Source organism: Flavobacterium sinopsychrotolerans (genome assembly GCF_900110375.1).
Lineage (GTDB): Bacteria > Bacteroidota > Bacteroidia > Flavobacteriales > Flavobacteriaceae > Flavobacterium > Flavobacterium sinopsychrotolerans.
Genome location: NZ_FODN01000005.1, coordinates 173,542 through 195,787 on the forward strand (window position 1 = coordinate 173,542; position 22,246 = coordinate 195,787).

Sequence of the window (22,246 nt, forward strand, 5' to 3'; positions counted from 1 at the left end):
TTTGTGCTTCGAAAAATTGATATATGGAAACTGTTTTAGAAAATACTTTACCTGTAGGAAAACCGAAATGGTTAAAGGTAAAACTCCCAATTGGCCAAAAATATACAGAGCTCCGCGGCTTAGTTGATAAATATAGTTTGAACACGATTTGTACTTCTGGAAGTTGCCCAAACATGGGTGAATGCTGGGGCGAAGGAACAGCAACATTCATGATTTTAGGAAATGTGTGTACGCGTTCTTGTGGTTTTTGTGGTGTAAAAACTGGAAGACCAGAAACGGTAGACTGGGATGAGCCTGAAAAAGTGGCGCGTTCTATTAAAATCATGAACATCAAACATGCCGTAATTACTAGCGTTGACAGAGATGATTTGAAAGATGGTGGTTCTATCATTTGGATTGAAACCGTAAAAGCCATTCGCAGAATGAACCCAAATACAACGCTTGAAACTCTGATTCCTGATTTTCAAGGTATCGAAAGAAATATTGATAGAATCGTGGAAGCGAATCCGGAAGTGGTTTCGCATAATGTGGAAACCGTTCGCAGATTGACACGTGAAGTACGAATTCAGGCAAAATACGACCGAAGCCTGGAAGTGTTACGTTACTTGAAAGAAAAAGGAATCAACAGAACAAAGTCGGGAATTATGCTTGGTCTTGGTGAACAAGAGGAAGAAGTGTATCAAACAATGCGAGATTTGCGTGAAGCCAATGTAGATATTGTAACGATAGGTCAATACTTGCAACCGAGCAAAAAACACTTGCCAGTGAAGGAATTTATAACCCCAGAACAATTTGCAAAATACGAGCAATTTGGTTTGGAATTAGGATTCCGCCACGTAGAAAGCGGACCATTGGTTCGTTCCTCTTACAAAGCACAAAAACATATATTGTAGTCGAATGTCATAAAGTCAGAAAGTCGAAAGGCTTGATATCTTGACTTTCTGACTTTGACACTTTAAGACTTTAAGACTTATGATAAGAATTGCCATAAATGGTTTTGGAAGAATCGGCAGGAATTTATTCCGATTACTTTTAAACCATCCCTCAATAGAAGTTGTTGCCATAAATGATATTGCTGATAAAAAAACAATGGCGCATTTAGTGAAATACGATAGTATTCACGGCGTTTTACCTTTTACAGTAAACGATGATGAGAAAGGAATTCTGGTAGATGGAAAACATTTTTTATTTTTTCACGAAAAAAATATTTCAAATCTGGATTGGAAAAGTCTAGACATTGATTATGTTGTGGAATCTACAGGGAAATACAAGACTTTTGAAGAACTCAATTCCCATATTATTGCTGGGGCAAAAAAAGTAATTCTCTCCGCACCATCAGAAGTTGACACTATAAAAACGGTAGTACTTGGTGTAAATGATTTTATATTGGATGGCTCGGAAACTATTATTTCGAATGCTAGTTGCACGACGAATAATGCAGCCCCAATGATTAAAGTAATCAATGAACTTTGTGGTATAGAACAAGCTTATATTACGACTATTCACTCCTACACAACAGACCAAAGTTTGCACGATCAACCGCATAAAGATTTGCGTAGAGCTCGCGGCGCAAGTCAATCTATTGTTCCTACAACAACAGGTGCAGCAAAAGCATTGACAAAAATATTTCCTCAGTTCGAAGGTAAAATTGGCGGTTGTGGTATACGAGTGCCCGTTCCTGACGGTTCTTTGACTGATATTACTTTCAATGTAAAACGTGCGGTGACCATTGATGAGATTAACGCAGCTTTCAAAATTGCCTCACAAACAAATTTGAAAGGTATTTTAGATTATACCGAAGACCCAATAGTTTCTGTTGATGTGATTGGCAATAAAAATTCATGTATATTTGATGCACAACTAACTTCTGTAATCGATAAAATGGTAAAAGTAGTTGGCTGGTATGATAATGAAATTGGATATTCATCAAGAATAATTGATTTAATTCTTTTAACAAACATGAAACACAACCAATAAAAAAATCGGCTACGAATGAAATATTTTTTCGTTTATGTACTTTTTTTTAATATGTTACTGTACTCTCAACCCAATGAGAAAACAGATAGCACTGCTTATTACAGCAGTTTGAGTAACTCCAATATTCAAAATAATAATTATAAAAATGCATTATCGTATACTCAAAAAGCCATTCTTTACGCTACGAAAAATAAAAACATTAAAGACCAAGCACATCAAAACTTAAACCTCGGCGAAATATATTACAGTTTAAAAAAGTATGATGACGCCATCGAATCTTTTCTCAAAAGCGCTACACTACTTAAAAATTTTGACCCCACTCCAGATCATGCTGCTGTATATTACCATCTTGGCTCCTGTTACATGAAAAAAGAAAATTTTGACAGTGCTTCAATGTACTTTCAAAGAGCCAAATCTGCAAATGACATATTAAAAATTCCCGATACTGCTGAATTATTCAATCTCCAAAAAGGGCTGATTTACAAATCAAAAAACAAATTAAATTCTGCTTTATCCGTTTTCAAAACCATAATAGTAAAACCTAATACTCTGGATTTATTGAATACCAAAGCAGAGGCGTTATATCAAATTGGAAGCATTGAAGCTACTAAAAATAGAAATAATTTAGCATTAAACTATCTCAATAAAGCGTTACAATTAAATGGTAAAACGCAAAATCCAGAACAAAAATCTAACATCTTGCTTGCCCTAAGTTCCATTTATGAAAAAATGTTAGATAAAAACAATGCTTATTCCTATTTAAAACAACACCTTAATCTGAAAGAGAGTATCACGATTTTGAACAATGAAAGACTCGGGATTGACGACTATCAAAAGTTTAAAGCTACCGAAAGGTTAAAGGAAATTGCCCAAACCAATTATGATAACAAGGAGCAAGAAAAAGCGAGTAAATTTTCTAAACTGATTAGTATCCTTGCTATTGCGTTGATTTCTATTTTATCCTTATTAAGTTTGTCTTTATACAAAAATAATATCATCCGAAATCAGTCCAATTTATTGTTAAAAGAAAAAAATAAAGAATTAGAAGTTGCGAAAGACAAAGCCGAAAAAGCTTCGAAAGCAAGATCCGAATTTCTATCAACCGTTAGTCACGAACTTCGTACGCCATTGAATGCCATCAACGGAATCACTCACTTATTATTAGAAGAAAACCCCAAGAAAACACAAATGGACTATTTGTCTTCTTTAAAATTTTCAGGAGATTATTTAACAAAATTTATTAATGAGATTTTAGAAATCAATAAAATCGAATCCAATAAATTTGAAATCGAATATACCAGTTTTAATCTAAAACAACTTTTAATAAACATCCAAAATTCGTTAAAAGAATTAGCCTTTATCAATAATAACAATTTCAAACTTGAAATAGATCCTGCCATACCCGATTATCTGATTGGCGACACCACAAAATTATCCCAGATCATATTAAATTTGATAAACAACGCACTAAAATTCACGAAAAATGGTGTTGTTACGGTAATTGCTAATCTGGACTCGATAGAAGACAAAAAAGCTACCATCTATTTTGAAATTACAGATACAGGAATAGGAATACCCGAAGATAAATTACTGAGCGTTTTTGATAGTTTTTCACAAGGCTCAATTGAGGTCAACAGAAAATACGGCGGAACTGGTTTAGGATTAACCATCGTCAAAAAATTAACTAAAATTCTAGGTGGACAAATAAACCTAAAAAGCACAGTAGGGAAAGGTTCTACATTTTCATTTCATTTACTATTTCAAATAAGCGCACAACCTTCACTCATTGAAGCAAAACCAAAGACAAACTATCAAGCAAAATTATTAAACAAAAAAATACTACTTGTAGAAGACAATAAGATCAATCAAATGATTTCTAAAAAAATGCTTGAGAGAAAAGGCATTAATTGTACTATAATAGATTGCGGAGAAGATGCCATTGAAATAGCAAAAAACAATAAATTTGATTTAATTCTGATGGATGTTCATTTACCGGGAATCAATGGAACAATTGCCACACAAGAAATAAGAATATTTGATCCTACAACACCAATAATAGCTCTTACAGCTATTTCATTGAATGAAAATCGCGACATGCTATTATCATTTGGCATGAACGATGTAATTACTAAACCGTTCATACCAGAAGAATTTTATACTGTGATTGCTGAATATATTTAGATTTAATAATTCAGAATCAATTCCTTTATAAGGCTTCTCACTTTTGGTTCCGCTTCTTTAGCAGCTTCCAAAACTTCATCATGAGAGATTGTTCCAATACTTTCTTCGTTACCCATATCGGTAATTACGGAAATACCAAATGTTTCCAAATCCATGTGACGTGCCACAATTACTTCTGGAACGGTTGACATTCCCACACAATCTGCACCCAGAATTTTCACCATTTTGTATTCTGCCAAAGTTTCAAAAGTTGGACCTTGTAACCCCAAATAAATTCCTTCATGAACCTCGATACTCAATTCTTTAGCTAATTCAGTAGCTTTCGCAATCATTTTTCTCGAATACGGTTCGCTCATATTTACAAAACGAGGTCCAAAACGTTCGTCATTTTTACCTCGCAAAGGATGTTCCGGCGTCATATTGATATGATCTGTAATCATCACAACAGATCCTACTTTGTAACTTGGATTTACACCACCTGACGCATTTGAAACTACCAGTTTCTCCACACCTAAAAATTTCATCACTCTTACCGGAAAAGTAACTTCGGTCATCGAATAGCCTTCATAAAAATGAAAACGTCCTTGCATGGCTACAACTTTCTTGTCTCCTATTGTTCCAAAAACTAATGCGCCTTTGTGTCCTTGCACTGTTGATACCGGAAAATTTGGAATTTCATTGTACGGCAGCGTAAATTCTACTTTCATTTCGTCCGTAAAACTCCCTAATCCTGAGCCTAAAATCACACCGTATTCTGGTGTAAAATCAATTCTTTCCTTAATATAACTAACGGTTTCTTGTACTTGTTCCCACATAATCTAAAATTGTTTTATTAAAATTTTCACTTCCTGAAATGAAAGAGCTTTGTATTGGCAAATAGAAAAGTTGTTCGTTTGGCAAACTTCCCTTTAAACGCACATAATCTTTTTCGGTAGTGATAATAATGTTGTTTTGAGCTAAATTTTTAATTTCTAAAATGTCTTTATCGGTAAAATTATGATGGTCCGGAAAAGACAAACAGACATCATTGGTATCTTGTAAATAAGCAAAAAACGGTTCCGGTTTTGCAATTCCTGCAACCAATACTTTAGCAGCAGCTTGAATTTCATTTACATTTATTTTTCGGTTTTTCCCGTAAATAAATTCTTCGTAAGCTATAAAAGTAAAGTACAATTCCTGATTTGCACTAACTTTTAACCTCTTTTTAATCATATTCTGTTCGTCAAGCGAAAGATTAAATGGACATTTGGTTACAATAATGGTATCAGCTCTTTTTGCTCCTTTTCGGCTTTCGCGCAAATTTCCGGTTGGCAACATCCAATCATCTGAATACAAATCGCCGTACGAAGTGAGTAAAATGTAAAAACCCGCTTTTACTTTTCGATGTTGAAAAGCATCATCAAGCAAGATAATTTCTGGTTTTTCTGTTTGCGAAAGCAATTGTTCTATCCCGTTCTTTCTATCGGCATCAACTGCAACTTTTATCGATGGGAATTTTTGAAAAAATTGAAAAGGTTCATCCCCAAGAATTTTTGCATTTGTACCGGCTTGCGCCAAAATAAAACCTTTTGATTGTCTTTTATAACCACGACTTAACGTGGCAATTTTATATTTATTCGAAAGCAACCGAATCAAATATTCGATTTGAGGTGTTTTTCCGGTTCCGCCAACGCTGAGATTTCCGACAGCAATAACAGGCAAATCAAAAGAGTACGATTTTAAAATCCCTTTATCAAAAAGAAAATTACGAATACTCGTTATGAGACCATATAAAATGGCAAACGGAAAGAGTATTTTTCGCAGTAAATTCATTTTACGAAGATAAATTTTTAGCTACGAATTACACGAATTACCACCAATTAATTTACGGTAAAATAATAAAGCTTTATCTTTGATTATAATTTAAAAATTGAATTTTCACTTTTTACTTCATGAAAATTCGTGTAATTCTTGGCTAATCTATGAAAATCAAAGAAATAATTTCCGTGCTCGAAGAAATGGCGCCACTCGCCTATGCTGAAGATTTTGACAATGTCGGATTGTTGGTTGGAAACCAAGATGAAGAAGCAACCGGAATTTTGGTTTGCCATGATGCTTTGGAAAATATAATTGACGAAGCGATTGTAAAAAATTGTAATCTGATGGTTTGTTTTCATCCGATATTATTTTCTGGTTTGAAAAAAATTACGGGAAAAAACTACGTGGAACGAGCCGTCATTAAAGCTATAAAAAATGACATCGCCATTTACGCCGTTCATACCGCACTAGACAATCATCAAGAAGGCGTGAATAAAATATTCAGTGACGCATTAGGATTAGTAAATACTAAAATCCTGATTCCGAAGCAAAACTTCATTCGGAAATTAGTGACTTTTACCATTACTGAAAATGCGGAAGAAGTGCGAAATGCACTGTTTGACGCCGGAGCAGGAAATATTGGCAACTATGAAAATTGTAGTTTTAATTCGAAAGGAATTGGAACATATATGGGAAATGAACACAGCAATCCGCAAGTTGGAGAGCGTTTTGAGTTTGTTCAGGGAGACGAAATTAAAATTGAAGTCACTTTCGAAAAGCATTTGGAAAACAAAATCCTGAAAGCATTATTCAAAAGCCACGCGTACGAAGAAGTCGCATACGAGATTTATGAGTTGCAAAACCAACATCAAAATATTGGTTTGGGAATGATTGGCGAATTAAAAAATCCCATGAGTGAAAAAGAGTTTCTGCTTTTCGCAAAAGAAAAAATGCAATGTGGCGGAATTCGACATTCAAACTTTATAGGAAAGGAAATTAAAAAAGTCGCAGTTCTTGGCGGAGCAGGAAGTTTTGCGATAAAAAATGCGATTCAGGCTGGAGCCGATGCTTATTTGACTGCCGATTTGAAATACCATCAGTTTTATGAAGCTGAAAACAAGTTACTTTTGGCCGATATTGGACATTTTGAGAGCGAACGCTATACAAAAAATTATATTGTAGAGTATCTTCGAAAAAAAATCCTTAATTTTGCAGTTATTTTATCAGAAGAAAATTCAAATCCAGTTAAGTACTTATAGAATATGGCGAATACGAAAGAATTAAGTGTTGAGGACAAGTTAAGAGCAATTTACGATTTACAACTTATTGACTCTAGAATTGACGAAATCAGAAACGTAAGAGGAGAACTTCCTTTAGAAGTAGAAGATTTAGAAGATGAAGTGGCTGGTTTAAGCACACGTTCAGAAAAATTGAAAGGAGAACTTGAAGTTATCGAGGATCTAATCAAATCAAAAAAGAATGCAATTGATGAGCACAAAGAAGCTATCAAAAAATATACTAAGCAACAAGAAACTGTTCGTAACAACAGAGAATTTAATTCGTTGACTAAAGAAATTGAATTTCAAGAATTAGAAATTCAATTGTCAGAAAAACAAATTAAAGAAATGAAAGCTTCTATCGAACACAAGAAAGAAGTAATTTCAAGTTCTAAAGAAAGATTAGAAGCAAAATCAAATCACTTAAAGCATAAAAAGTCTGAGCTAGATGCTATCATGGCTGAAACTGCTAAAGAAGAAGCATTCTTGTCTGAGAAATCAGCAGAATTCCAAGCTTTAATTGAAGAAAGATTATTGAAAGCTTACACAAGAATCAGAAGTAGCGTTCGTAATGGTTTAGCTGTAGTTTCTATCGAAAGAGGAGCATCTGCAGGATCATTCTTCACTATTCCACCACAGACACAAGTAGAAATTGCTTCTAGAAAGAAAATCATAACTGATGAACACTCCGGAAGAATATTAGTCGACAGTTCATTGGCTGACGAAGAAAAAGAGAAAATGGAACAATTGTTTTCTAAATTCTAATTACATTTAAGTCCCGATACACATCGGGACTTTTTTTTATGAAAAAAACAGCATTTTTTATATTCACTAAATCTATTGGTTTATACATTAACATTTTGAGTTTTGTATTTCCAAAAAAAGCATCGCAACTAGCGTATGCTTTTTTTAGTGAACCCCGAGAAGGGAAATTATCTAAAGACAAACTTCCGGGAATTCTGCAAGAAGCACAGTCTGAAATGTTCCAACTTCAAGAAGATTCCTTTCATACGTATACTTGGAAAGGAAATGATACTGTAATACTTTTGGTTCACGGTTGGGAAAGCAATGCCTCACGCTGGGAAAATTTACTTCCTTATCTTAAAAAATCAGGAAGCACCATCATTGCCATCGACGGTCCGGCTCACGGGTTATCCAGCGGAAAAGAATTCAACATTCCCCAATATGCTGAATTTATTCATATTGCTGTTGAAAAATTCAAACCACAATATCTTATTGGTCATTCTATAGGTGGAAAAACCTGTTTGTATTATCAATCCGTTTATCAAAATGATGCTTTAAAAAAAATGGTGATATTGGGAGCACCAAGTGATTTCAAAATTATCTTAAACAATTATATTACATTATTAAGCCTGAATAGTAAAATTTCTAAAGCATTAGAAAATCATTATTTAGATGCTTTTAAACTTAAGCTCGACCTTTTTTCAGGAAAATTATTTGCTTCAAAAATCAAAACCAAAGGCTTCATCGCTCACGATGTAGATGATACGGTCGTTTTATTTGAAGAAGGCAAGAAAATTGCAGGAGCTTGGGAAAATGCAATTTTTATAGAAACAAAAGGGTTGGGACATAGTCTGCACGATGATGAATTATACAAGAAAGTCTCCCACTTTTTATTTGAAGAAAAATAGACTCCTCCCATTTTTAGATTTCTTAGATCTAGAAATCCAAAAATCTAAGAAGTCTAAAATCTAACAAACAAATTCATTACTTTTGCAGTATGGAAGAAAATTTAAAACGCCTCAATAAATTCATTGGAGAAACTGGTTATTGTTCCCGCCGCGAAGCAGATAAAATCATTGAAGAAGGTCGTGTGACAATCAATGGAGTTGTTCCGGAATTAGGTACAAAAGTTTCACCGAATGACGAAGTGCGTATTGACGGTAAACTAATCCGTGAGCAAAATGAGAAACCTGTTTATCTTGCTTTCTATAAACCCGTAGGAATCGAGTGTACCACAAACCTTGATGTTCGCAATAATATTGTGGATTACATCAATTATCCGAAACGTATTTTTCCTATCGGACGATTGGACAAAGCCAGTGAAGGCTTGATTTTTATGACCAATGACGGTGATATCGTCAATAAAATATTAAGAGCCCGAAACAATCACGAAAAAGAATATACGGTAACCGTAAACAAACCCATCACCGATCGTTTTATAGAAAGAATGGGCAATGGAGTTCCAATTTTAGACACCGTTACCCGAAAATGTAAGGTGGAACAAATTAGTAAATTCACTTTCAAAATTATCTTGACACAAGGTTTAAACCGTCAAATTCGTAGAATGACAGAGTATTTAGGCTATGATGTTACAGCGCTAAAACGCATCCGAATCATCAATATTTCGCTTGATGTTCCTGTTGGAAGATACCGCGATTTGACCGATGCCGAAATCAAAGAACTGAACGAATTGATTGAACCTTCCAGCAAAACAGAAGAAGCGAGTTTGCCCAAAACGGAAGCACCAAAAAGAAGAACGGAATTTATAAAAAGAGATGATCCCAGATTTAAAGGACGAGGAGATTATTAAAAAATACAAATCCCATTCAGAAACGAATGGGATTTTGCTTTTTTTCACTAGGTAAAAATTCATAATACAAAGCTTTTGATAAAAAGGACCTTGATTGCATTCGACTAATCTCCTTCTCTCTTGAAATTTCAAAGTATTGTCCATCTAGTTTATTTTGTAAAAAATAGGCTCTACGCACTTCATCATTGAAGTTTAATCCGGATAAAAAGGTAGGCTCTACTCCTTTGTTTACCGAAATATTATAATTGGTAATCAGATTTCCCCAGTTGACAAAACTGCATAGTAAAATTGTTCCGTAGAAATACCAAATCATTTGATTGAAAAGAAAAGCATTTGTTTTTTGCTTGGTGATTTTTATAAAAGAAATAACCAATCCAATTATGGCTAGAATCAAGAAAGCATAAACACCCAATCTTTTATAAGTCAATCCGAAAAAAGAAACATATTCTGAGTTTTTAATAATTGTACTAAGGATTAAAACTCCGTTTAAGAAAATCCAAATCTTGGCTAACTTTTTAAGGTTTTTAGCTTTTTCATCAAAATTAAATCCTCCTTTAAAATAGAATAAAAGAACGCCAACCGCCATTATAATTGAAAAAATAACGGCAGTAACTCTTTCATGTGTATCAGAACTTAAGTTAGATTTTTTGACCACTTCAAAAAACTGTTCATAATTATAAGTTGCAATGAAAACCAAAAGAAGCACATTCAAAAGAAATAATGTAATTTCTCCACTTCTTCTTTCAAAATCAATATCCAGAAATGAAAATGAATTTTGATTTTGCGTTTTGGCTTCTTGCTTAAAATCATTATCCAATAAATCATTCTTTTCATAACAAACCTCAGGAATCCAATAATTCCAGAAAGTGAACGAAATGAAAAATCCTAAAGCGGTCAGTACAAATGCTTGCCACACATCAATATCTAAATAATAACCGGTAAACAAAGACGAAAAATGATCGCTTCCAAAAGAATATACGATTAAAAATAATCCAAAAAATAGGACTGGAATAACGAAATAAGCAATCAGTTTTTTAGCAAAACCGTTATTGACTTTTCGCTTAGGAAGATATTGACTGAACATCAATATGCGACCTAACGAAGCGATTCCGTTGATCAACACCAAAGGAAGAGCTTGTAACAATTTAAGTTTTGGTTCCTGGGTTTTGAATTGTAAAAATATAATTGACAAAAGCATGGCAAAAAAAGATGGAAAATCTCCGTACCAAGCAAACGCAAAGCAAGACAGAACCGATGTGACCACTAAAATCAAATGCAACCTACTGGTAAATTTCTCTTGAAAGAAATAACATATTAAGGCGGTTTGCATCATACCGAAAATGGCCCAATTGAGACCCAAATCTTGGTTGTAAAAAAGCAGCGTAAAAACCAAACTGCTGACTAAAATAAAATGTAGCTTTTTCATAATTAATAATTTAAAAGTACTTTGTATTTCAAAGTATAAAGTTAAAAAAAAGGGTTATTTCGATTTGATTAATTTTTCCAGACTATTCAAGTGTGAAACAAAAGCAGTTCTGCCAATATTGGTAACTCGATACGACGTTTTTGGTTTTTTACCAACAAATTCCTTTTTTACTTCTATGTATCCAGATTTTTCTAACGCCGAAGAATGACTTGCTAAATTTCCATCAGTGATATTCAATAAAGATTTCATTTCAGTAAAATCAATCCAATCGTTTACCATCAGAACAGACATAATGCCTAATCTAACCCGACTTTCGAAATCTTTATTTAATTTGTCAATGATTCCCATTTCTATTTGTATTTTTTGAACACAATTATTCCGTAAAGAATATGCAAAATTCCAAATCCAATTGCCCAAAAAACAAGACCAAAACCAAGATAAAAAAGGGAAATACATCCTAGAACAATCTCACAAGCGCCTAAATATCTAATGTCAGAAAAAGTATATTTCCCAGCATTAATAAGTGCTAAACCATAAAACAATAAAGTAACAGGAGCAATCAAAGCGAATAACTGGTGGTATAAGAGCGCCATGCAAAACACGCCTCCAACAAGTAAAGGAATTGCTAAATTCAGTAACATTTTTTTTGTAGTATTGGTCCAAACCGGTAAATCAAACTTTTTACTTTTTCTCAAAGTAAAAAATATACCCGACCCCAAAGCTAAGACTAAAATTCCGCAAGCAACGAAAACTAATTCGATTATCAAATCATAGCTATACATCTTTTGGTTACCATCAAAATATTCAATACCACTATTTTTAAATAATTGATACGCATAAATTGACCCGGCTAATGCGAATAAGCCCGCAAATACTCCCGAAAGACCACTTAACGAAATAAATCTGGAAGAGCGCTCCATCATGGAACGAATATGCGATAAATCTTCTTGAATTTTTTGACTCATATATAAAGTACTTTGAATTACAAAGTTATTTATTAATTTCAGATTTCAAAATAGAAAGGGAATTATTTTTAATAAATATTTATTAAAAATAATTCCTCATTTATTTAAAAGAAAAGATTGGTCTAAAAGATTAGTTTGCTCAGAATCTATTTTGAGCCTGCTTCCCAACCTCTTTGAATCTCACCAATAGTAGAATCCCAGTCGTAGATTGTTTGCATGATGAAAAGTGTAGCAAATCCTAAGAAAAATATTTTTATGTCTCTGTTTGAAATTTTTATTTTTATAGTATTTAATTATTTGCTTAAATATATAAAATTAATTGAATCAAAAACCAAAAAAGTAAGATTAATATTAATTAAAACCATCTTTTTCTTTTGAATAAAAACACACCAAAAGCAGATAACAAAACAGATACGGAAATGACAATCCATATTCCAAAGCGATTATCTTCTAAATCATTAGGAACGTTCATTCCATATAAACTGGCAATCAATGTTGGAATCATCAGAATAATCGAAATCGAAGTCATCTGCTTCATAATCGTATTCATATTATTTGAAATCACAGAAGCATACGCATCCATAGTTCCTGTTAAGATGTCACTGTAAATATTAGTGGTTTCCTGCGCCTGACGCAGTTCAATCTCAACATCTTCCAGCAAATCTAAATCAAAATGCTCTTTTTGGGATTTAATGTTCTTGATTCGGTGCAACAAAATATCGTTCCCTTTCAAGGAAGTCATAAAGAATACTAAACATTTTTCTATTTGAAGTAACGCCTGCAACTCTTCATTTTTAATTGACTTTTCTAAATTGTCCTCGGCTAATTTTATTTTTTGGTTGACTTGTTTTAAGTATTTCAAAAACCAAACACTGGACGACAGCAATAACTTCAACACTAAATCGAAGTTGTCTTTAATGTTGATATTCTTGCGCTTGGTATAGGTTACAAAATCGGTAAGCATTTCAGTTTTATGAAAACTAATGGTGATACAAACTTCACCTTTAAAAACAACTCCAACAGGAATCGTATGAAAAGGCAACTTCACATCGTTACTCTTCACAGGAATTCGCATGATGATCAAAGTCCAACCATTTTCAATTTCTATCCTTGGTCTTTCGTCAATATCTTCAATGTCGTTATAAAATGCTTCGGGAATTTGTAAGTCTTCGAGTAAATATTTTTTTTCTGCTTCAGTAGGACATTCAATATTGATCCAGCAGTTTGGAGTCCAATCAGCAGTGGCAATTAATCCGTTATTGTTTTTGTAAAAAGCTCTCATTTCAAAATTCTATAGGTTTATGTATAGCCTCTTGAAAAAGTCAAGTGCTATATTAGTTCAACATTTCCGAATAATAATCGTCCATTTTAAAGGTCTTTTTTAAGTGGTGCAAAAGTATTCTTTTAAATTCCATTTTAGCATCAATTACCAGAATTTTATGCGTTTATTAAGATAAAAAAAGCCTTAAACGTATGTTTAAGGCTTTCGATCAAAACTATTTTGTCTTTATTTATTTCTTTTCATTTCCCTTGCCAAAAGCGTGTTTTTCAACAACATTGCGATGGTCATAGGTCCTACTCCACCGGGAACCGGAGTAATAAATGATGATTTTTTACTTACATTCTCAAAATCAACATCACCGGTGATTACGTATCCTTTTTCGTTTGTTTCATCTGGAACACGAGTAATACCTACGTCAATAACTACGACTCCCTCTTTTACCATATTTGCTTTCAGGTAATTTGGAACACCCAAAGCCGTAATAATGATATCCGCCTGAATGGTAATTTCCTCAATGTTTTTAGTATAACTGTGCGTCAAAGTAACTGTTGAATTTCCAGGAAAACCTTTTCTACCCATCAAAATACTCATTGGTCTTCCTACAATATGACTACGACCAATAACTACGGTATGTTTACCTTTGGTTTCTACTCCGTATCTTTCTAACAATTCTAAAATTCCAAAAGGTGTCGCAGGAATAAAAGTAGTCATGTCTAAAGCCATTTTTCCAAAATTCTCAGGATGAAATCCATCGACATCTTTGCTTGGATCTACCGCCATCAATACTTTTTGCTCATCAATTTGTTCCGGAAGCGGCAATTGAACGATAAATCCATCAATAGCATCATTTTCATTCAATTCTTTAATCTTCTTTAGCAATTCAACTTCAGTAGTAGTACTTGGCATTTTTACTAAAGTTGATTCAAAACCTACTCTTTCACAGGCTTTTACTTTACTTCCTACATAAGTCAAACTAGCACCATCATTTCCAACAATCAGGGCTGCTAAATGAGGAACTTTCTCCCCATTGTCTTTCATTTTTTGTACTTCTACAGCGATTTCACTTTTAATATCCTCCGCTGTTTTTTTTCCGTCTAGTAGTTGCATTGTTATTGGGTTTAATATATTAAAGCCGAAAGTCTTAAAATCATTACAACTTTAAGACTTTCGACTTTTGACTCATTTTATTTCATTCCTGGCATTCCGCCTTTCATACCACCCATCATTTTCATTAGGTTTTTCCCTCCTGGACCCTGCATCATTTTCATCATCTTGCTCATTTGGTCGAACTGCTTCATCAATTGGTTGACTTGCTCGATTTTGGTTCCCGAACCTTTAGCAATTCTGGCTTTTCTTTTTACATCAATCAAAGCCGGCTTGCTTCTTTCAATTGGAGTCATCGAATGAATAATGGCTTCAATATGTTTGAAAGCATCATCTTCAATCTCTACATCTTTCATGGCTTTTGAAGCACCTGGTATCATTCCAACCAAATCTTTCATATTACCCATTTTCTTTACTTGTTGAATTTGAGAAAGGAAATCATCAAAACCGAATTCGTTTTTGGCAATTTTCTTTTGGATTTTTCGTGCTTCTTCTTCGTCAAATTGCTCTTGAGCTCTTTCTACCAAAGACACAACGTCTCCCATCCCCAAAATTCTTTCGGCCATACGAATTGGATAGAACACATCAATGGCGTCCATCTTTTCTCCTGTACCTACAAATTTAATTGGTTTATTAACAACCGATTTAATCGAAATTGCAGCTCCACCACGTGTATCACCATCTAATTTGGTTAAAATAACCCCATCAAAATTTAATCTTTCGTTGAAAGCTTTTGCAGTATTTACAGCATCTTGACCGGTCATTGCATCCACAACAAATAAGGTTTCTTGCGGCTGAATGGCTTTATGAACGCGTTCTATTTCGTTCATCATTTCCTCATCAACAGCTAAACGACCTGCTGTATCGACAATCACTACATTGAATCCATTTGCTTTCGCATGTTTGATTGCGTTTTGAGCAATTTCTACCGGATTTTTATTTTCAGGTTCTGAATAAACCTCAACTCCAATCGAATCTCCAACTACATATAATTGTTGAATCGCAGCAGGACGGTAAATATCACAGGCTACTAAAAGTGGTTTCTTGTTCTTTTTTGTAAGAAGATAATTCGCTAGTTTTCCAGAAAAAGTAGTTTTTCCTGATCCTTGCAAACCTGCCATCAAAATAACCGATGGATTTCCCGAAAGATTGATTCCGGCAACATCGCCACCCATTAATTCTGTCAATTCATCTTTTACTAACTTCACCAATAATTGGCCTGGTTGAAGTGTCGTCAATACATCCTGACCAATTGCTTTTTCTTTTACTTTGGTGGTAAAATCTTTGGCAATCTTAAAGTTAACATCCGCGTCCAGTAAAGCTCTACGCACTTCTTTTAGCGTTTCGGCTACATTTACTTCAGTGATTTTTCCGTGACCTTTAAGTATATGAAAGGCTTTATCTAATTTATCGCTTAAATTATCGAACATAGTATTGATTTATTTTGAAATGCAAATTTAAGCATTTGATTTTGAAGTTGTATTCATAATATTATAAAAAAAACAGCCTTTTTTGAGACTGTTTCTAAAGTTTTATGAAATTGTTAAACGATATAAATTTATTTTTTTTCGAAAGTCAAATAATTGATTCCATCGACATTGCCAGATTTACTTTTTAACCGAACCTTAGTTTCCGCAATTTCAGTAACATCCCAATGCTCCGATACCTCCATTAGTGTTTCAGGACTTGAAAATGAAATGGCAAAATCCAAATCATTATCCGGATTATCATCAATACTATTCGATTTTATAATGGACCAATTTCCAATGAAAGTATTTGAACCAGTGTCAGAAGTCAAAATTTCATTCGTTCCAAAAGTGAAATTATATCCTAAATATTCATTGGTCGTATTGCTGTTTTTATCAAGAAAATACGTCACTTCCCAATTGCCTTCACTTATAATAGCGTTTAATTGTGTCCAATCATTTTTTGCAATAGACACCACATCGGGATCATCAGCACAACAAGTTCCTGCTACATTCAGCAAAAAAACACCAAACAAAAGTGGATATAAAAACAACTTCTTCATGATTAAAATATTTATTTTATACTAAAAGTATTAAATAAATATTGTTTTCACAATAAATAAGCTAAAATTACATTCTCTCCGGAACGTTAATTCCCAACAATTTAAATGAAGCTGCAATTGTATCCGCTACTTTTTTAGACAATTGAACTCTGAAAATTTTCTTTTCTAAATCCTCTTCGCCAAGAATAGGAACCGCCTGATAGAATGAATTGTATTCACGAACTAAATCATAGGTGAAATTTGCCAGCAAAGCAGGACTGTGATGCTGCGCCGCATTTTGAATAACTTCAGGAAACAACTCTAATTGTTTTACCAATTCTTTCTCTTTTTCGTGCAGCGTTGTCATTTTTGATTTATTCGAAAAATCAAAATTTGCTTTACGAATAATAGATTGAATTCTTGCGTATGTATATTGAATAAACGGCCCAGTATTTCCAGCAAAATCTACCGATTCTTCCGGATTGAAAAGGATTCGCTTTTTAGGATCTACTTTTAGAATATAATATTTCAAAGCACCTAAACCAATCGTGTTGTATAATTTTGCTTTTTCATCAGCAGAATAAGAGTCTAATTTCCCTAAATCTTCGGCTATTTTTTGTGCAGTATCGGTCATTTCCTGCATCAAATCATCGGCATCAACAACCGTTCCTTCACGGCTTTTCATTTTCCCGGAAGGCAAATCTACCATTCCGTAAGACAAATGGAATAAATTTTTAGACCAGTCAAAACCTAATTTTTTCAAGATAAGAAACAACACTTTAAAGTGATAATCTTGCTCATTTCCTACCGTATAGACCATTCCGCCTACATCCGGATAATCCTTCACACGCTGAATTGCAGTTCCAATATCTTGCGTCATGTAAACCGCAGTTCCATCTGAACGCAAAACAATTTTACGGTCTAAACCTTCGTCCGTTAAATCAATCCAAACAGAACCGTCAGGATCTTTTTCGAAAACGCCTCTGTCCAAACCAATCTGAACCACATCTTTCCCTAATAAATAAGTGTTACTTTCGTAGTAAAAACAATCGAAATCAACACCAAGATTTTTATAAGTTTTTGCAAAACCATCGTAAACCCATTGGTTCATGGTTTTCCAAAGCGTGATTACCGCATCATCTCCAGCTTCCCATTTTAGCAACATTTCCTGTGCTTCCAAAATAATTGGCGCTTGTTTCTTGGCTTCTTCTTCCGTTTTGCCTGCGCTCATTAATTGCGCTATTTCTTCTTTGTATGCTTTATCAAAAGCTACGTAATAATTTCCAACTAATTTATCTCCTTTTAAACCTGTACTTTCCGGCGTTTGTCCGTTTCCGAATTTTTGCCAAGCCAACATCGATTTGCAAATATGGATTCCTCTATCATTAATGATTTGAGTTTTATACACTTTCTTACCCGAAGCTTTGATAATTTCCGCTACTGAATATCCCAAAAGATTATTACGTACGTGACCTAAATGCAAGGGTTTATTAGTGTTTGGCGAAGAATATTCCACCATTACCGCTTTATCTTCTGGATTTGGAGTAACGAAACCAAATTTAACATCATCTTTTATTTCTCCGAAGAAATCCAAATAGTAGTCATCTGAAATAACAATATTCAAAAATCCGGAAACTACATTAAAACGACTTACCTCAGCTACATTTTCAACTAAATAGTTTCCTATTTTATTTCCCAATTCTACTGGATTACTTTTAACAACTTTCAACAAGGGAAAAATAACCATTGTAATATCCCCTTCAAATTCCTTGCGTGTAGTTTGAAATTCAACTTTATCAATCGTAACGTCGAACAAGACTTTTACAGCTTTTTCAATAGAGGGCGTAAGAATTTGTGGTAATGTCATTTCGTGTATTGGTTTTAAGGCTGCAAAGATAGTCATATTGCAGTAATTTGAAAATTGGAAAACAAGATAATTTACACCTAAAAATGAAGTATTTAACCTTGTTCAAGGTTGAAATCCATATTTTTTTCAAAAATCCATGTAACAAAATCCATGTTCAGAAGTCTATTAAGTAAATTTTAATATTTCGTATTTGTTAAAAAATGTTAAATATTATTAAAAAAGGTATTATGTTTAACATAGTATTATATAAAAGGATATATTTGCATTATCAATCAATTAAATCAAACTCAATCATGAAACTTAAATTACTTTTAATCTGCTTTATTGGAACGTTGTTTTCGATGCAGGCCCAAACTTCTGTCAAACCGACAACTCTGGAAAACACAGGTACAATTTCTGGAAAAATCACTGACAAAAATACTAACGAACCGTTGCCGTATGTAAATATTGTGGTAAAGGAAAATAACAAAGTCATTACTGGTGACATCACATCTGACAAAGGAACTTTTCAAATAAAGAATTTAGCCTTAAAAGATTATATTGTTGAAATCCAATTTATGGGTTACAAAACAATTTCAAAATCAGCAAAATTATCACAAAATAATAGCATCAATTTTAATACAATTGCATTAGAGGAAGATGCTGTTCAGTTGGCTGGAGTTGAAGTTGTAAGCGAAAAATCAACCATTGTACAAAAAATCGACAGAAAGATTATTAACGTGGGTAAAGATTTAATTTCTGCCGGAGCAACTGCCGGAGAAATCATGAATAATATTCCTTCGGTGAGCGTGGATCCGCAAACGAATGCCATCAGTTTAAGAGGAAATTCTAATGTTCGCATACTAATCGACGGAAAACCAACTACAATGGATGCCGCGCAGGTTTTGCAACAAATCCCATCAGCTTCTATAAAACAAATTGAATTAATCACCAATCCATCGGCAAAATACAATCCCGAAGGAATGAGCGGAATTATCAATATTGTTTTGAATAAAAACAGTAAACTTGGATTTAACGGAAGTATTAATAATGGTGTAACCTTTGGTAAAACTCCAAAAGTAAATTCATCTCTTGACTTAAATTACAGATCTGGAAAGTTTAATTTCTTCGGAAATTATGGCATTAATCATGGGAAATATTCAAACAACGGCTTCATAAACAGTAAGGAATTGAATAATGAAAACACGCAGATCTTTGACATGAATTCTAAAAACACGTCTCATTTAGCAAAACTTGGATTTGATTTCAACATTAATGACAAAAACACATTCTCTTTTTATACCAATCAAAATATTTCTCAAGGCAAAGATTTTGGAAATACCAAAGTTGATTACGTTTCTTCGGGTACCAATGACCGCTTCCAATTATTTGACAATAAAAGCGAAAACCATTCTGAAACTTATAATTTTGATTACAAATTAGATTTTAAAAAAGAAGGACATAATTTAGAATTAGAAGTAAATTACAATAAAAATGACAGCCCTGAAAACGCATTGTACACCAATGTAAATGGCGCTACAAACTCTTTTACAAATGATGTAAAAACGTTTGGCAAAAATACAATTGTAAATCTTGATTATGTAAATCCACTTTCTGAAACGACTAAACTGGAATTAGGATTGGAAAGCAGAAATGAAAATACGGACAACAACTTATTTTTGAATGACGCCTACAACTCTGATTTCACTTATGAAAGAACATTATATTCAGCGTATGCAACCCTTGGAAAACAATGGAAAAAATGGAATTTTCAAGCTGGAGCTCGTTTAGAACAATATAACGTTGAGGCTTTATTTAGAAAAGTAAATGAAGTAGATTCAAAATTTGAAGATGATATTCTAAGTATTTATCCATCTGCTTTTATCACTTTTAATCCAAGTGAAAACAACTCTTTCAACTTGAATTATTCACGAAGAGTGGACAGACCAAGTATTTCACAAGTAAATCCGATTAGAGAATGGAGCACACCAACGATTGATTCTGAAGGAAATCCATTTCTAGTTCCTCAATTCACAAATTCATTTGAATTAAATTATACTCGAAAAACTAAAATTGGTTCTATTACTTCCGGAATTTTTTACAGAAGAATTCAAGACGAAATAACACGAGTGATTTTTACAAATCCAAACGATTCCAACAGGCAAATCATATCTTACGATAATTTTGACAATAACAATGCCTACGGGATCGAAGTTTCCGGAAACTTAGATTTAAAAAAATGGTGGAGTGCGAATGTAAGTTTCGATGCATACAATAAGAAAACTAAGGGAACTATTGAAGACACTCCCGGAAATTACGAATTTGTAGAAATAGATGTTACAACCTTTAATGCCCGAATCAACAATACGTTTAAAGCGACAAAAGACTTGCGTTTTCAATTATTTGGAATGTATAGAGGAAGAGATTTGAGTCTTCAGTTTGACAGAAGCCCAATGTGGAAAATGGATATTGGAACCAGTTATAATGTATTGAAAGGAAGCGGAACTATCAGCGCCCGATTCAGTGATATTCTCAAAACCATGCGATTTGCTTTTGATGGCGAACGTCCTTACAGAACAAACGGAGAATTCAACTGGGAAAGCAGAACCGTATATTTAGGCTTCAATTATAGATTTGGAAGCGGAAAAAACAAAGCAGCCGTAAGAAAGCAAAGAGATAAAAATGAGACCCAAGGAGGCGGTGGTCTTTTATAATATTAGTTTTAATAATTTGTTACCAAAGAAAAACCCGGAGTATGCCAACTCCGGGTTTTTTGATTTTAAAAATACTTTTTTAATCTAGAGAATTATTTTACCATTTAATAATAGCACTTCCCCAAGTAAAACCACTTCCAAATGCGGCTAATACAACAGTGTCCCCTGATTTTATTTTGCCTTGCTCCCATGCTTCGGTTAAAGCAATTGGAATGGAAGCTGCGGTAGTATTTCCGTATTTCTGAATGTTATTATAGACCTGATCATCTGTCAAGTTGAATTTCTTTTGGATAAACTGAGAAATTCTCAAATTAGCCTGATGCGGAATCAACATATCAATATCCGAAACCTGTAAATTATTCGCTTGTAATCCTTCATTAATTACTTCGCTGAAACGAACCACTGCATTTTTAAATACAAACTGTCCATTCATGTACGGGAAATAACTTTCATCATCCGGATCATTGTCAGCCAAAATATCCGTTACCCAACGGCCTCCCATTCCTGGAGCTTTTACAATTAGTTCTTCAGCATGTTGCCCTTCAGAATGTAAATGTGTGGATAAAATCCCTTTGGTCAAATCCTCTTCTCTACTCAAAACAGCGGCTCCTGCTCCGTCTCCAAAAATTACCGAAACACCTCTTCCACGTGAAGTCATATCCAATCCTGATGAATGAACTTCCGATCCAATAACCAATATGTTTTTATACATTCCGGTCTTGATATATTGGTCTGCCACAGATAAAGCGTAAATAAATCCTGAACATTGATTTCTTACATCCAATGCACCAACGGTTCTTAAACCCAAATCACGTTGCACTAAAACTCCAGGACCAGGGAAATAAAAATCAGGACTTAATGTCGCAAAAACTACAAAATCAATATCGTCCTTAGCAACACCAGAACGCTCAATCGCAATCTTAGCCGCTTTTACGCCCATCGAAGTGGTTGTATCTTCTCCTTTTATGATGTGTCGTCGTTCTTGGATTCCAGTTCTCTCTTGAATCCACTCGTCATTGGTATCAATAATTTTTGATAAATCGTCATTAGTGACCACGTTTTCGGGAACATAATAACCCAATCCTGCTATTTTTGAATGATACATAGTAATGTTA

Annotated in this window: 19 protein-coding genes; 8 read left to right on the forward strand and 11 right to left on the reverse strand. The window is 33.8% G+C overall.

Going from position 1 to position 22,246, the window contains the following annotated elements:
* Nucleotides 1-23: 23 nt before the first annotated feature.
* The 3 genes from lipA (at nt 24) to BMX64_RS10780 (ending at nt 4,158) form a co-directional block, all read left to right on the forward strand.
* Nucleotides 24-893: a lipoyl synthase gene (gene lipA, locus BMX64_RS10770; RefSeq protein WP_091171698.1), complete on the forward strand. Its 870-nt coding sequence runs from the start codon at nt 24-26 to the stop codon at nt 891-893.
* Nucleotides 894-972: 79 nt separating this feature from the next.
* Nucleotides 973-1,977 carry a type I glyceraldehyde-3-phosphate dehydrogenase gene (gap, locus tag BMX64_RS10775; protein ID WP_091171700.1) on the forward strand — a complete coding sequence of 335 codons (1,005 nt, stop codon included), beginning with the start codon at nt 973-975 and terminating at the stop codon, nt 1,975-1,977.
* Between the two features lie 15 nt (nt 1,978-1,992).
* Nucleotides 1,993-4,158: a tetratricopeptide repeat-containing hybrid sensor histidine kinase/response regulator gene (locus BMX64_RS10780; RefSeq protein WP_091171702.1), complete on the forward strand. Its 2,166-nt coding sequence runs from the start codon at nt 1,993-1,995 to the stop codon at nt 4,156-4,158.
* Between the two features lie 2 nt (nt 4,159-4,160).
* Here BMX64_RS10780 and BMX64_RS10785 read toward each other — a convergent pair whose 3' ends face one another.
* Both BMX64_RS10785 and lpxK read right to left on the reverse strand, forming a co-directional pair.
* Nucleotides 4,161-4,973 carry a purine-nucleoside phosphorylase gene (locus BMX64_RS10785; RefSeq protein ID WP_091171704.1) on the reverse strand — a complete coding sequence of 271 codons (813 nt, stop codon included), beginning with the start codon at nt 4,971-4,973 and terminating at the stop codon, nt 4,161-4,163.
* Complete coding sequence (gene lpxK / locus BMX64_RS10790; protein WP_091171706.1) at nt 4,945-5,970, reverse strand: tetraacyldisaccharide 4'-kinase; 1,026 nt, start codon at nt 5,968-5,970, stop codon at nt 4,945-4,947. The genes BMX64_RS10785 and lpxK overlap by 29 nt, the downstream gene beginning before the upstream one ends.
* Before the next feature lie 149 nt (nt 5,971-6,119).
* On the opposite strand from lpxK, the gene BMX64_RS10795 reads away from it, so the two are divergent.
* The 4 genes from BMX64_RS10795 (at nt 6,120) to rluF (ending at nt 9,786) form a co-directional block, all read left to right on the forward strand.
* A complete protein-coding gene (locus BMX64_RS10795) occupies nt 6,120-7,214 on the forward strand; it encodes a Nif3-like dinuclear metal center hexameric protein (protein WP_091171708.1) in 1,095 nt (364 codons plus the stop codon).
* A gap of 3 nt (nt 7,215-7,217) precedes the next feature.
* Entirely contained in the window at nt 7,218-7,997 is a 780-nt protein-coding gene (locus tag BMX64_RS10800; protein WP_091171710.1) for a zinc ribbon domain-containing protein, read from the forward strand.
* A 38-nt stretch (nt 7,998-8,035) separates the two neighbouring features.
* Nucleotides 8,036-8,884, forward strand: a complete 849-nt coding sequence (locus tag BMX64_RS10805) for an alpha/beta fold hydrolase (RefSeq protein ID WP_091171712.1) — start codon at nt 8,036-8,038, stop codon at nt 8,882-8,884.
* A gap of 89 nt (nt 8,885-8,973) precedes the next feature.
* Nucleotides 8,974-9,786 carry a 23S rRNA pseudouridine(2604) synthase RluF gene (gene rluF, locus BMX64_RS10810; protein WP_091171715.1) on the forward strand — a complete coding sequence of 271 codons (813 nt, stop codon included), beginning with the start codon at nt 8,974-8,976 and terminating at the stop codon, nt 9,784-9,786.
* 16 nt (nt 9,787-9,802) lie between these two features.
* Here the strand turns inward: rluF and BMX64_RS10815 are convergent, their stop codons facing one another.
* From BMX64_RS10815 to argS, 8 genes are all read right to left on the reverse strand, one after another.
* Entirely contained in the window at nt 9,803-11,212 is a 1,410-nt protein-coding gene (locus BMX64_RS10815; RefSeq protein WP_091171717.1) for a DUF4153 domain-containing protein, read from the reverse strand.
* Nucleotides 11,213-11,266: 54 nt separating this feature from the next.
* A complete protein-coding gene (locus BMX64_RS10820; RefSeq protein WP_091171719.1) occupies nt 11,267-11,560 on the reverse strand; it encodes a winged helix-turn-helix domain-containing protein in 294 nt (97 codons plus the stop codon).
* A gap of 2 nt (nt 11,561-11,562) precedes the next feature.
* Nucleotides 11,563-12,177, reverse strand: a complete 615-nt coding sequence (locus BMX64_RS10825; RefSeq protein WP_091171721.1) for a hypothetical protein — start codon at nt 12,175-12,177, stop codon at nt 11,563-11,565.
* A gap of 355 nt (nt 12,178-12,532) precedes the next feature.
* On the reverse strand, nt 12,533-13,459 hold the full coding sequence (locus BMX64_RS10830) for a magnesium transporter CorA family protein (protein WP_091171723.1): 927 nt from the start codon (nt 13,457-13,459) through the stop codon (nt 12,533-12,535).
* A gap of 225 nt (nt 13,460-13,684) precedes the next feature.
* Entirely contained in the window at nt 13,685-14,566 is an 882-nt protein-coding gene (locus BMX64_RS10835) for a bifunctional 5,10-methylenetetrahydrofolate dehydrogenase/5,10-methenyltetrahydrofolate cyclohydrolase (RefSeq protein ID WP_091171725.1), read from the reverse strand.
* Nucleotides 14,567-14,643: 77 nt separating this feature from the next.
* Nucleotides 14,644-15,993, reverse strand: a complete 1,350-nt coding sequence (gene ffh / locus BMX64_RS10840; protein WP_091171727.1) for a signal recognition particle protein — start codon at nt 15,991-15,993, stop codon at nt 14,644-14,646.
* A gap of 128 nt (nt 15,994-16,121) precedes the next feature.
* Nucleotides 16,122-16,592: a hypothetical protein gene (locus tag BMX64_RS10845; RefSeq protein WP_091171729.1), complete on the reverse strand. Its 471-nt coding sequence runs from the start codon at nt 16,590-16,592 to the stop codon at nt 16,122-16,124.
* A gap of 67 nt (nt 16,593-16,659) precedes the next feature.
* The gene (gene argS, locus BMX64_RS10850; protein WP_091171823.1) at nt 16,660-18,438 is read right to left on the reverse strand and encodes an arginine--tRNA ligase; all 1,779 of its coding nucleotides are present in this window, start codon (nt 18,436-18,438) and stop codon (nt 16,660-16,662) included.
* A gap of 293 nt (nt 18,439-18,731) precedes the next feature.
* Here argS and BMX64_RS10855 point away from each other — a divergent pair, with 293 nt between their 5' ends.
* Nucleotides 18,732-21,131 carry a TonB-dependent receptor gene (locus BMX64_RS10855; RefSeq protein WP_091171731.1) on the forward strand — a complete coding sequence of 800 codons (2,400 nt, stop codon included), beginning with the start codon at nt 18,732-18,734 and terminating at the stop codon, nt 21,129-21,131.
* Between the two features lie 97 nt (nt 21,132-21,228).
* Here the strand turns inward: BMX64_RS10855 and BMX64_RS10860 are convergent, their stop codons facing one another.
* Nucleotides 21,229-22,236 carry a 3-oxoacyl-ACP synthase III family protein gene (locus BMX64_RS10860; protein ID WP_091171733.1) on the reverse strand — a complete coding sequence of 336 codons (1,008 nt, stop codon included), beginning with the start codon at nt 22,234-22,236 and terminating at the stop codon, nt 21,229-21,231.
* Between the last annotated feature and the right edge of the window lie 10 nt (nt 22,237-22,246).